The sequence below is a fragment of the Vibrio sp. 070316B genome (genome assembly GCF_013114115.1).
Taxonomy (GTDB): domain Bacteria; phylum Pseudomonadota; class Gammaproteobacteria; order Enterobacterales; family Vibrionaceae; genus Vibrio; species Vibrio chagasii_B.
Genome location: NZ_VTYC01000056.1, coordinates 1 through 11733 on the forward strand (window position 1 = coordinate 1; position 11733 = coordinate 11733).

At 40.4% G+C, this 11733-nt stretch carries 15 protein-coding genes; 14 read left to right on the forward strand and 1 reads right to left on the reverse strand.

Annotated features, from left to right (window positions below):
* Positions 1-180 precede the first annotated feature (180 nt).
* From F0251_RS24600 to F0251_RS23875, 3 genes are all read left to right on the forward strand, one after another.
* Positions 181-906, forward strand: a complete 726-nt coding sequence (locus F0251_RS24600; protein ID WP_171731956.1) for an NYN domain-containing protein — start codon at positions 181-183, stop codon at positions 904-906.
* 169 nt (positions 907-1075) lie between these two features.
* Entirely contained in the window at positions 1076-1414 is a 339-nt protein-coding gene (locus tag F0251_RS24520) for a hypothetical protein (RefSeq protein WP_102423905.1), read from the forward strand.
* A 201-nt stretch (positions 1415-1615) separates the two neighbouring features.
* Entirely contained in the window at positions 1616-1993 is a 378-nt protein-coding gene (locus F0251_RS23875) for a VOC family protein (RefSeq protein WP_038896418.1), read from the forward strand.
* 79 nt (positions 1994-2072) lie between these two features.
* Here the strand turns inward: F0251_RS23875 and F0251_RS23880 are convergent, their stop codons facing one another.
* Positions 2073-3029 (reverse strand): IS110 family transposase, encoded by a 957-nt coding sequence (locus F0251_RS23880; protein WP_171731957.1) that lies wholly within the window; start codon positions 3027-3029, stop codon positions 2073-2075.
* Between the two features lie 417 nt (positions 3030-3446).
* Between F0251_RS23880 and F0251_RS23885 the strand changes: the two genes are divergently transcribed.
* The 11 genes from F0251_RS23885 (at position 3447) to F0251_RS23935 (ending at position 11409) form a co-directional block, all read left to right on the forward strand.
* Positions 3447-4361, forward strand: a complete 915-nt coding sequence (locus tag F0251_RS23885) for an alpha/beta hydrolase (protein ID WP_171731958.1) — start codon at positions 3447-3449, stop codon at positions 4359-4361.
* A 130-nt stretch (positions 4362-4491) separates the two neighbouring features.
* Positions 4492-4905 carry a hypothetical protein gene (locus F0251_RS23890; protein ID WP_171731959.1) on the forward strand — a complete coding sequence of 138 codons (414 nt, stop codon included), beginning with the start codon at positions 4492-4494 and terminating at the stop codon, positions 4903-4905.
* A gap of 84 nt (positions 4906-4989) precedes the next feature.
* Complete coding sequence (locus F0251_RS23895) at positions 4990-5811, forward strand: NAD(P)-dependent oxidoreductase (protein ID WP_171731960.1); 822 nt, start codon at positions 4990-4992, stop codon at positions 5809-5811.
* Positions 5812-5909: 98 nt separating this feature from the next.
* Entirely contained in the window at positions 5910-6788 is an 879-nt protein-coding gene (locus F0251_RS23900; protein ID WP_171731961.1) for a transglutaminase family protein, read from the forward strand.
* A gap of 148 nt (positions 6789-6936) precedes the next feature.
* Positions 6937-7554 (forward strand): HAD family phosphatase, encoded by a 618-nt coding sequence (locus F0251_RS23905; RefSeq protein ID WP_171731962.1) that lies wholly within the window; start codon positions 6937-6939, stop codon positions 7552-7554.
* A 142-nt stretch (positions 7555-7696) separates the two neighbouring features.
* Entirely contained in the window at positions 7697-8281 is a 585-nt protein-coding gene (locus tag F0251_RS23910) for a nucleotidyltransferase domain-containing protein (protein ID WP_171731963.1), read from the forward strand.
* 50 nt (positions 8282-8331) lie between these two features.
* Positions 8332-8757: a GNAT family N-acetyltransferase gene (locus F0251_RS23915; protein ID WP_171731964.1), complete on the forward strand. Its 426-nt coding sequence runs from the start codon at positions 8332-8334 to the stop codon at positions 8755-8757.
* Between the two features lie 44 nt (positions 8758-8801).
* Positions 8802-9569 carry a S9 family peptidase gene (locus F0251_RS23920; protein ID WP_171731965.1) on the forward strand — a complete coding sequence of 256 codons (768 nt, stop codon included), beginning with the start codon at positions 8802-8804 and terminating at the stop codon, positions 9567-9569.
* Positions 9570-9861: 292 nt separating this feature from the next.
* Positions 9862-10326, forward strand: coding sequence for a cupin domain-containing protein (locus F0251_RS23925; RefSeq protein WP_102425241.1), 465 nt, complete (start codon positions 9862-9864; stop codon positions 10324-10326).
* Positions 10327-10358: 32 nt separating this feature from the next.
* Positions 10359-10868, forward strand: a complete 510-nt coding sequence (locus F0251_RS23930; protein ID WP_253820279.1) for a GNAT family N-acetyltransferase — start codon at positions 10359-10361, stop codon at positions 10866-10868.
* 160 nt (positions 10869-11028) lie between these two features.
* Entirely contained in the window at positions 11029-11409 is a 381-nt protein-coding gene (locus F0251_RS23935; protein ID WP_239931092.1) for a GFA family protein, read from the forward strand.
* Positions 11410-11733: the final 324 nt, after the last annotated feature.

Sequence of the window (11733 nt, forward strand, 5' to 3'; positions counted from 1 at the left end):
GATTTCAAAAAGAAAGAAGATATTTTTTGCTAAATCGATGCCGATGATTTTATGCTGAGTCATGGTCTTCTCCTTTTACTTCGGACCTGAACACTCCAAGCATGGCTTACAGTCATGTGAAGTGGTAGGGGGAGACCATCTCATCACCTTAACAGGGCGCTAAGTTGCAAAGGAGGTCCTGTGAAGGATAAAGAGAAAATTGCATTATTTATTGACGCTGATAATGCTCCAGCGTCAAAGATTGATTCGATTCTATCCGAACTTGCTAAGTTTGGTGTTGTTAATATTCGTAAAGCATATGGTAATTGGAAGAACTGCTCTCTTAAGTCATGGGAGGATGTTCTCCATGACTACGCAATACAGCCAATTCAACAATTCGATCTAACTAAAGGCAAAAATGCCACTGATATTGCTTTGGTAATTGACGCTATGGACGTTTTGTATACAAAGGATGTTGATATCCTCTGTATTGTTTCATCGGATTGTGATTTTACTCCTTTGGTAACTAGGGCCTTAGCTGACGGCAAATTTATCATTGGGTTTGGTGAGAGGAAAGCACCGGCAGCTTTTGTAAATAGTTGCTCTAAGTTTCTTTACCTTGATCAAGAAGACACTGTAAATAAGCCCGTTCAAAAACGGAGCCAAAGTATAAAAAGCGATACGAAGTTAATGAACTTACTTAGGCAGGCTATCGATGCTGTTGAAGAAGATGATGGGTGGACAATGCTAGGTCATATTGGTTCTCATATTTCAAATCACGCATCATTTGATCAGCGCAATTATGGTTTTAAAAAGTTAAGCGATTTGTTTGCAGCTATCGACTTATTTGAAATGAAAAAGACCAATGGCTCAGTGTATTGGGTTAGAGACAAGAAGAGAGTTAAGAGCTTAGGTAAAGTGAAGTAAGCATCTTCACAAATTGTAACTTAACAAAGCGTTTAAGACTGATTCCCAACGCTTGGCATTTTCGGTTTGCTTTGAATTTAGTGTTTACGGCACAATGGTTTAGGTAGGGTGGTCTGCGTTGCTCACCACTTAACGCGGCGTTAGGTGTTCTATTGGTATCAGGGGGAATATGTTTAAATTCGTAAGGTTGATAGTGCTATCAAATTTATTAGCACTGCTAATTGTGGTTACTTTCGAGTATTTCACGGGCTATTTGAAACTATCATTTTCTAGCGATTATGCGTTCTATTCAATGCTAATCCTTCTTGCTCTGGGTTCACTTTTGTCTTTTTCCGGTCATAAGGTCGGATATAGTGACCCTAGTAACATGGCTGGCGTTTCTGCTAGTTCGCTAATTGAAAACGAGTCTGCTAAATCAACCATTGTGACAAAATTAGAGAGTACGTCTGTTGGGCACAGTTTATTGATCGCTAGTTTGTTCCCACTACTTTATTGCCTGCTATCGTAGTCATCACCTAACAAATTGTTCAACTGGATTCCAAAACGCTCGGCACTTTTGTAATGGTCGGCTTTTGTGGTTAAGGTTGTCATATTTAGTTTTGTGGTCAGCGTTTTCTCACCAATTAACAAGGCGTTATGTTGAATAGGACTTCAAAGCCCACAGTTATTCAGCTAATCTCTTCTTCCACACAATATCTTAGGTATATATATGATTGATCACGTTACAATTTCCGTCAGTGATTTGGAAAGAAGCAGGAAGTTTTATGAAGAAGCTTTTAGCCCTCTAGGGTACAAAATTGCGTTTGGTGAGAAAGGTAAATTTTGGGCTTTCGACATCGGTAAGGGCTTCTTATTCGAGATCTGTAGTGCTAAGACTGAAGGCGCTTTAACGAGCTTTCATATTGCCTTTCGTGTGGCGAGTCAGCAAAAGGTTCGAGAGTTTTATGACTCAGCTATTTTAGCAGGGGCGCGGGACAACGGAGCTCCAGGACCGCGACCTCACTATACCGAGAACTATTATGCCTGCTTCGTTCATGATCCAGATGGTCATAATATTGAGGCTGTCTTTGACACATGGAAGTCTTGATGAAGTTGAAAATGCAGTAAAAGTTTAACGTAAAACACGTGCTGAGTTTCAACATAACAAGAGACTATGGCGTCAATAGTTAATTTTTGACGCTATCTTTATCCCACATTGCGCCGTCTCTTAGCATTGAATTGAGTGTCACAACCATCTTTCTCATGCAGGCAACTATCGCTACTTTTTTAGGTTTTCCTGCCGCAAGTAATCGTTCATAAGTAGCCTTAAATACAGGGTTGCATTGGATAGCCGACATCATTGCCATGTACATGACTGTTCTAACTTGAGGTCGACCTCCTTTTATCATCCGTTTGCCTTTGAAGCGTCCGCTCTCTCTTGTTATAGGTGCTACGCCAATGAGAGAAGAGGCTTGCTTGTTAGTGATAAAACCGAGTTCGGGTACATTGCTAATTAGGGAGGCGGCTAAGATCTTTCCTACGCCAGGCATGCTTTGAAGGATGGTGTTCTTAGCTTGATATTCAGGGCAGCTCTCAATCAGCTTTTCTATCTTTGCCTCTACTTTTTCAAGCTGATTTTTTAGAGCGGTTAGAATCGGAGTAATATTCGATGAGATGTTCTTGGGTAATATTTGTAGTCGGTTTCTTTCCATGGTTTGTATGGTGAGTAGTTGGTTCCGCCTCGTGACTAAGTCACTCATAAGGCGTATGTTTTCGCTTTTTAGCTTGGTAAGTTCGGGCTGAACTCGTTCGGCATAATGTGCGATGAGTTCGGCATCTAAACGGTCGTTCTTAGCTCGTTGACCAATGGCTTCAGCAAACCTTTTAATACGTAGTGGATTGGCAACGACATAAGGCAATTTAGCTTTATCACAGGCGAGTATGAAGGGCATTTCTAATCGACCTGTAGCCTCGATGACGACGCGTTGAGGTTTGTGTTTCTTAATGATTTTAATGGCATCGCTGATGCCTTTATCGGTGTTTGGTACGGTGAAGTAAATGTCGAGTGGACGGACATAGATGTCTAATTGTGACTTACCAGTATCAACGCCAACATTAATGTTTTGAAGTGTGTTTGTATTCATAATAAGCTAACTCTTGCTTGCAAATGCGGGCTCGAGACCCAGAAGACTATTCGAGTGTGGTGCTTGGAGTTCTATCTGACGTTCGTACTTGTTACCGGTCTCTCAATAGAGGAGCCATCGTTTAATCGAACTACCAGATAGAAGAACTTTAGTTGCAGCTAAAGTCTGGGTCTCACCTTACCCGATTGGAGTGCTTATTATCCATACAAGCGTTTAAGACAGAGTCGCAATGCTCGGCATTTTCGGTTTGATTTGAATTTAGTATTACGGAACAATGGTTTAGGTAGCGCGGTCTGCGTTGCCCTCCACTCAACGCGGCGTTATATCTAATTTACATCACACATTTGTGACTGTATGGATGTACATGGTTTTGTGTTGTTATATTATTCACCGGTTTTTTAGTTATAGAGTTATAAAATGACCAAGTACCTAGAAGCTGGCATCAGAGAGCTAGTCGAAGAATTTGAATCTAATGGTAAACCTTGCCCTTCAGCACAAACAGTCGCTGATCGCCGGGCTGGCTATATTGGTAGCACTGTACTAGCTGGTGAAAGTCCTAAAATTGAAAGCGAATACTTAGATGTAATTAATAGTATTCCGGTTAAGATTTACAAGCCTACAGATGAAGTGAACTTACCTATAACAGTCTATTTTCATGGAGGTTGTTTCATCAGTGGTGGCTTTGAGACACATGATGCTCAGCTAAGACAAATTGCTCTTCTATCCAACTCGATAGTTATTTGCATTCAATACAGGCTTGCACCTGAACATGCTTATCCAGCGGCACACGATGATGTATACCAAGCTGTACTTGGTGTTAAGGAGCAAGCGCACAAGTATGGTGGTGATTCAGAGCACTTAGTATTTATTGGCGATAGCGCCGGAGGACAATTAGCTTTGGCTACGACGCTTAGATTGAAAAAGCTAGACCAGTGGTTGCCACGTCAGCAAATTCTTATTTACCCAATGCTGGATCCAACAGGCAATTCGAAAAGTTACAGAGAAAATGGTTCAGATTATATTATTACGGCAAATATGCTTCTTTCTGGTTTCGAGTTATACGCGAATTGTAGCTCTAAAGAAATTGTTGAACCAGAGCTTAACCTTTTAAACAGTGATTTCAGCGGTCTGCCCATCACAACTATTATTACCGCGGAGTTTGACCCGCTACGTGATGAGGGTGAGCACTTATACAAATTGATGCTTTCACAAGGCGTTGAGGCTTACTGCGAACGTTATTTGGGTGTGATTCATGGTTTCTTTCAGTTGTCTGGCGTTTGTAATTCGGCAAAACGCTGTATCACTTCAATTTCAAACCAAATAAAAAACTAGATATAACAAACTGCTCAAGATGGATTTGCAACGCGTGGCATTTTTACTATGTGTTGCGTTTAGTGTTTAAGGTGGTAGGAGGTGGCGTTGGTAACACCTTAATGCGTCGTTATGTACCACATGAGGATTTATGGAACTAGCTAACTTTAATGACGACTTTTGGCACCTAAGGAATGGAGAAAAATGTCATAGAGACAATCCTGATACCTTTTGGATTCCTTCCTTAAACGAGCGGAGAGCGCTGAAAGTTGGAGATGCAGCTAAAATAATCTTGGAAATTGAGTGTGAAGATGAAATGGGTCGAGTCCAGATTGAATCTGAGCGAGGGTACGTAATTATATCTGAAATCGTTGACGATAAGTTTATTGGTATTCTGGATTTCCAACCTTGTTGCATCGAACCTAACGAGGAAAGTGTATATCTTGGGTTTGGGGTTGAAATCCCGTTTGGTATAGAACATATAATCGATATAGATCGACCACCACAAGACTATGTCGACTGGCAATTAAATCGGAAACCTGAAAAAGTCTGGTATCGTCGGTGATAAATAACAAGCGTTCAAGACGAATTCCCAACGCTTGGCAGTTTTGGTTCAAAGTGTTTTGTGTAATCGAGAGCTAAAGAAAGAATGAAAGTACTGATAGCAGGATCTAATGGGTATATTGGTAGCCACGTGACTAAATTGTTTGTCGAATGTGGCTTTGAAGTTTCGACATACAGCAGGACTCGCGGTGTCTTATCTTCTATTCGGAGGCTTAACCAAGCCCCATCAGATTTCTCTGGTTACTTTGATATCGTTATAAATTGTGCTCGCCCACATTGGTCAGAATTTTCGTCGGAGGAAATAGCTGATTTAGAGTCCAAGCTGCTAACTCAGTTGGATAGATTCGCAGCTGAAGGAGCGACAAAAATCCACACATCGGGTGTTTGGTTATTCGGTAATGCTTCTTACCATGACCTCAAAGAATTTAGGCTTAAGCCTCTAGAGGTGGTGAAACCGGACACAGTTACAATAGGCTACGCTATCAAGAAGAACTGGCATGTCGTTTACTGTCCTAGTTTGGTTTATGGTCGAGAAAACTGCCAACTAAAGCGAATTGTAGATTCTTTATCCGACCAAACTCTCCAAGTAGCGATACCATCTAAAGGTAATAACCAATATATTCATGTTGATGACATCGCTAAATTTTATTTGGCACTGGTTCGAGGTAAACGTCCCGCTATACAACATTTTATTGCTGAGATTGAAGGGTATAGTCCTGAAGCTTTTTCCCAGCTGTTACTAGACTGTCAAATCGTAAAGCGGGTTCATCAGATCAGTTGGGGTGACTTTGAGAGACAACATGGCGCTTCGGCAGCCGAAATTGAAAAGCTAAATCTTTACCTTCCAATTAGTCCTTTGTTTGAACCGACAGAGTCATTGAGGAAGTACATAGAAAATTATACATAACAAACTGAACAAAATTGATTCGTAATACATGGCATTTCATACCTCACATCATAACTAGACGCCATATATACGCACATATCCACAAAGGCTTAAAACAGATGGTTATCAATGACTATATAAAAAATACGGAGTTTACAGAGCTCCCTAATGATTTACTCGATATCAGTAAGGTGCCTGATGATATAGCGGGTATATGTAAATTTGTTCAAGGGAACCTTATTCACTCTTATTGGCTTGAGCACTATGGTGTTGAGGCTGACCCCTTAAGTAAACTGACAGAAATGCAGACTCGGCATGCTAAAGACTTAGTCTCTTTAGCAATGTTGAAATCAGCTGAGCCTTCTCATACGTTCAAGAAGCCAAACCACCGAGTTATCAGTATTTGTAGAGACTTTTCACTGCTGGTTTGCGCTATTTTGAGGGCGAAAGGGTTACCAGCTCGGCTAAGGAGTGGGTTTGCGACTTATTTGACTCAGAACCATTTTGAAGATCACTGGGTATGTGAGTACTGGAGTGAAGGGAAAGGGTGGGTATCCGTGGATGCTCAGCTAGACGACGTTCACCGACAAGTGTTGCAGTTTGAATTTGATCCGTGTGATGTACCGTCAACAAACTTTATAGTGGCAGGCCAGGCTTGGAAGTTATGCCGTGAAAACGTGGAGTCTGCTGATAGTTTTGGTTTTCGAGATTTTAAAGGTTTAGCGTTTATCAAAGGGAGCCTCATTAGAGACTTGTATGCATTATCAAAATTTGAAATGCACACATGGGATACAGGGTGGGGCATACTGCCTAAATTCATTAGCCCAATTTCTGGAGAGTGGGAATTAACTCTGCTAGACGAACTTGCAGAGGTCAGTTGTTCTTCAGATAGTGTTAAAGCTCTTGATTTAGTGAAGTCGTGTAATGAAATAAGGCTTCCAAGCGGCTGGGATTGTTCTCAGTTTCCGACATTGAGTGAGCTCTATGCTTCACTGTAGCTATGGCGTACGAAAGCAAGGAAATTAAACTTGATTTATATTCCAGTGATTTTATCAGTCGGAGAAAGGTGAACACTGTTCTGAGAGTATTTTAGTTTGGTATCTGGTGGGTTTTTGAGCCATTTCATTCATTTTAAAGGAGTAAATAGTGAGTTCTGAAAGGATAAAAAATATTGTTTTCGACATCGGCAATGTCGTCGTTCGTTGGTCACCTGAAGAGATTATTCGTCTTACTTTTGGAGATTGCGCATCAGCAGAAGAGAAAGCGAAGTCTGTATTTCAGTCTGATATTTGGTTAAATCTAAACAAAGGGCTGTTATCTGAAAATGATGCAAAAACCCAATACCGTGATGTGCTAGGTTTCACTGAATTAGAATGTGAACGTCTATTTTACTACGTTAAGCAAACCCAAATCTTGATTTATGGCTCCGTAGAGCTTGTTAGACGTTGTAAATCTGCAGGTTATAGAGTTTTTGCATTGACTGATAACGTCCATGAAATTGTGTCTCATTTAAAAGCAACATATACATTTTGGGACTTATTTGAAGGCGCTATTGTTTCCGCTGAGGTTGGTCTACTTAAACCTCAAGTTGAAATATACGAATCATTGCTCTATCAGTATGGCTTAGAGGCATCAGAAACCGTTTTCATTGATGATATGCCATATAATGTGGCTGGCGCAGAGTCAGTTGGTATGAACGCAATTCTCTTTAAAAACACTTATCAATGTGCACAAGCTTTGAAAGCACTGGGTGTCCAACATTGACAATATAATTGTCACTAGATCGCAAAGCCTGATTCATGGTTCTCGACATTTGTTGTTCGAATTGGTTGAAATATCTATCCTCAAGATCAGGTTTGACGGCTTTGTTTAATGAAAATATTTTGCTATCAAAATGGAGGTAACTTTGAGAACAGAAAAGCTAGATTTAGAGCACCTTCCCCTTCAAAGTGAACTAATTCGCTCTGTTTGCTCAGCCTTTATGGTAGAAAGTGACGTAGTAGCGGCTGTGCTATTAGGCTCATTAGCAGCAGGGAGAGGTGACCGAGTTTCGGATGCTGATATTCTTATTTTTACGAAGAACAACTTCCATAAATCTGCCAATAAGTGCTTCTCAGTTTTTGAACACGACAAGGAAATATTTTACCTACTTGACGGTTTTCACAATGATAATGCTTACTTTAAAAAGTATATCTTCAATGATTTAACGAGTACCGAAGTTCACTGCTTAGATTTGAGTGAACCGTTCAGTATTTCAAAGCCATTCAAAGTTCTATTCGATAAAACAGGCATCATCGAACAAAGGGTAACCAGTGAGCCCGCTCCAAAGCATGAGGATTTTCCTGCCTATACGAATGGTGATAAAGGCCTTACTTGGGAACTTTTTGATTGCATTAAGTGGATGAGTCGAGGGAACCATGAGTTGGCTAAGAACCATTTAAAGAAGCTTGTCGATAAACTTGAACCGACTGCATTAAAAAAAGAACGATAGTTTATTCTTTGCGAGAGCATAATTTTTTCAACCAAATTAAGGACAAATCATTGGATATCATTTTTACTCACTCGCCGAGCCCTCAAGATATCGATCAGATTTACCAAGGGCTAGGTGATTTCAATCGAAGATTTATACCAGAAATCACAGATGAGTCTTTTGCTATTTTTGTTCGCGATAAATCAGGAGAAATTCTCGGAGGTTTAACTGGTTTTATCTATATGACTTCAGTTCAAATTAGATTTTTTTGGTTAACAGAAAAGGAAAGAAATCAGGGGTATGGAGCTGCACTAATACGAAGGATAGAGATGTATTGTAAAGAGCGAGAAATACGTAATATTGCAGTTGACACTTATACGTTCCAAGCCCCCGACTTTTATGAGTCTCATGGTTTTAAGGAGGTAGGTCGTTATAAGGATTATTTGAAAGAAGGAGTAGACAAAATCTTTTATCAAAAAGCATTAATAGACGGCTAACAAATGGAAGCGTAAGTGACTTATAACTAAGGGTAAGAGGAATCATGGAAGGTGTTTTTGTCGAAAAAGTTGATTTAGGTGAGATTGTACACCTGCTTTATTGCAACAGAGAGTGGGTGAAAAGCCCTTTAGTCATCATCTGTCATGGTTGGAACAATGATAAGTATGAAGGTTCTAATTTGGCGTTAAACCTAGCTCTCCAGGGTTATTCAGTCATCTGTTTTGATTCAGATAGCCACGGTGAGAGGAATGATGGCAAAGCTCAGAGCATGGATAGCCACTCGCGTTTTATTAAAAGGGTGACACAGGTTATCAAGCAGAACGCAAACGACATTGATACACTTATTAAGCATTATCAAGAAGATATTCGGATTGACCCATCAAGGATAGCTCTTGTCGGCATTTCGATGGGGGCACTGTCTACATTCTATTCGCTGACTCAAAATAACCAGATTAAAGTTGCGGTGCCTATTCTTGGTTCTCCTGATTTCGTCGGTTTGGAGAAGTTCGCATTAAAAGCAGATTCGGACAATAAGACTTTTAACGAAGACGAAAAGTTAGCAATTAGGTATATGAAAGAGATCGATCCATGTTTGTATCTTCTTGAAAATGAAAGTCGCCCAATGCTAATTATAAATGGCGAGAGAGATGATTGGGTTCCAGCTAAGTTCGCGAAAGACTTTTTTGAAAAGGTTAAGAGTAAATACGATAAAAATAATACTGAAATTGCGTTCAATTTGGCTGACGAATCACATTATTTTTCGAATGATATGCGTGATCATACGATATGTTGGTTGAATAAACATCTGTAAACTACCACTTATATCTGGAACGAAAAACAGCTACAACCGTCCCTATTCTGATTCATAAGGCTTGGTATTTCTTTTTCCGGTGAAGGGTTCAGTTTGGAATATTTCAAGACTATGTGTTTTTAAAAATCGGCAAAGTACAAGAAATCTAATGTAAAGAGTGATTTATCGATTCAATACGCAAGCTTGAGGGATTCAGATTAAAAGCATTTTAACAGTTCGCTAAGTCTTGAGGTTAGAGAAGCTTATCAATCTTCGCTGTCGAGCTTTGTATCACATCCCACTGAGGAAAAATATGACGAAAGTAAAAGATACTGCAAGCTTAATAGGTGACACTTTTAACCCGTTTCCAGAGCCATACAAATCAATTCTGGGGGACTCTGAATGCAAGGGGCTGGGAGACCTATTTGGCTTAACCCAGTTTGGAGTGAACCTAGAGATACTTGAATCCAATGCGCAATCAGCTTTAAGGCATTGGCACACAAAATCCGACGAGTTCCTATATTTGCTTGAAGGTGAGCTGTGCTTAATCATGGACGGCGGTGAGCAAGTTATGAAGCGAGGAATGTGCGTTGGTTTTCCCGGTGGTGTCGAGAATGGGCATCATTTAGTAAACCGAAGTGACAAACAGGCAAAGTTTATTGTTATAGGTAGCCGCGTAGCAGGTGATAAAGCTCATTACCCGGACGACGATTTTAAGTGGGTAGAAGCAAGTTCTGGTAATTGGGTGGCATGCAGAAAGGACGGCACGCGCTATTAGCCTTTTTCATATTAGTAGATAGGAAGGGAGTTTTGACATTCACAAGACAATTCGAATGCTCAGACCTTACATTTAGGCCAGTGGTCGTTGATGACGCTGTTTACTTGCTCAAATCTGTAGGTTCAGATTTGTTCCCTAAGTCGCTTCCTTTAGCAGACATCAAAACGCTTACACAAGCACGGGAGTGGTGTTTAGAGCGTGCTTTAGAGTGGGAAGAGGGTAAGTGCTATGTTTGGAGTTGTCGGCATTTAAACGATTCGCAAGTTATTGGTCAGGTCACGTTACTCCCTTTGGAAAATTGTCTTGCGTTAGCTTATTGGATTAGCCCCAAATGTTGGGGGAAGGGAATTGCTACGCAAATGTGCAAAGCATTATTGTCACAAGTTCAGAGTTCCGGCTATCAAGGCGAAATTTGTGCTGGTGTTCACTCTTGGAATCACAAAAGCGCTTCGGTGTTGAAGAATTTGGGCTTTCAAGAGATTACCTCTAGTAACGCAAATACTGTGGAGTACCATTTAGCAATGGCTGAATATCAAGTTTAAGAGTTGCTGGCATTTAACCTGTGGTAGTAAGTCTTTAGAGTAACCATCATTAGGTATTGCTTGCCCGTTCCGCTTAAACGCATTTTTATAGGTATTAATAAGGAGTATTTGAGTGAAAGGTAACTGTTTATGTGGCGCTGTCTCGTTTGAGTTGTCAGGCGTGTTACCCCTTATTTATCAATGTCACTGTTCATTGTGTCGCCAAGTCTCGGGGTCTTCATCAAATTCAGCTTTAATTATAAAAGAGTCGCAATTCAAATGGTGTACCGGCGAGCATCAAATTAAGTCATTTTCTACTCATTCGGGTTTTAAATCGGAGTTCTGTTCTCAGTGCGGTAGCCCTGTACCCAACATGAGTTCTAGCGGTGAATCTTATTGGGTTCCAGCTGGTTTGCTAACTGAAGCGGTAGATACAAAAGTTGCTGCCCATGTTTATGTTGGTTCTCACGCTAATTGGGATGTAGGTTTTGTTAACGACGGGATCCCTCAGTTTGAAACAATGCCAAGTGAACAAGATTGGTTAGCGCTAAGCGGGAAATAACTTCGTTAAGTGGGCTTTCCTTTTCTGCCCCAAAAGTAGCCTGAACTTAACCATAGTACTTATAACGTCGTCCATATTATCGTTTCTATTGCTCATTGATGCGCATCGCTACTCAGTTCCGTATATATCTTTATGATTGGTGTTTTTGATATTTAATCAGTGGCTTATAGTCGATTAGTCACTTGTGAGTTAGCTTCATACTTTTGTCGATGCTATGAATAATGATCTGCTCCAGTAAGACTGGACACCGCATTAAGCGACATATTGTTTTTCAAAGTTAACTGGGCTTAGATACCCAAGAGCACTGTGCCTTCTTGTTCGATT

What these genes read in the sequence shown, in the direction of transcription:
- F0251_RS23925 (WP_102425241.1), top strand. Translation starts at nt 9,862, where the DNA reads ATGACGAAAGTAAAAGATACTGCAAGCTTAATAGGTGACACTTTTAAC.
- F0251_RS23885 (WP_171731958.1), top strand. Translation starts at nt 3,447, where the DNA reads ATGACCAAGTACCTAGAAGCTGGCATCAGAGAGCTAGTCGAAGAATTT.
- F0251_RS23900 (WP_171731961.1), top strand. Translation starts at nt 5,910, where the DNA reads ATGGTTATCAATGACTATATAAAAAATACGGAGTTTACAGAGCTCCCT.
- F0251_RS23890 (WP_171731959.1), top strand. Translation starts at nt 4,492, where the DNA reads ATGGAACTAGCTAACTTTAATGACGACTTTTGGCACCTAAGGAATGGA.
- F0251_RS23895 (WP_171731960.1), top strand. Translation starts at nt 4,990, where the DNA reads ATGAAAGTACTGATAGCAGGATCTAATGGGTATATTGGTAGCCACGTG.
- F0251_RS23880 (WP_171731957.1), bottom strand. Translation starts at nt 3,029, where the DNA reads ATGAATACAAACACACTTCAAAACATTAATGTTGGCGTTGATACTGGT.
- F0251_RS23875 (WP_038896418.1), top strand. Translation starts at nt 1,616, where the DNA reads ATGATTGATCACGTTACAATTTCCGTCAGTGATTTGGAAAGAAGCAGG.
- F0251_RS23920 (WP_171731965.1), top strand. Translation starts at nt 8,802, where the DNA reads ATGGAAGGTGTTTTTGTCGAAAAAGTTGATTTAGGTGAGATTGTACAC.
- F0251_RS24520 (WP_102423905.1), top strand. Translation starts at nt 1,076, where the DNA reads ATGTTTAAATTCGTAAGGTTGATAGTGCTATCAAATTTATTAGCACTG.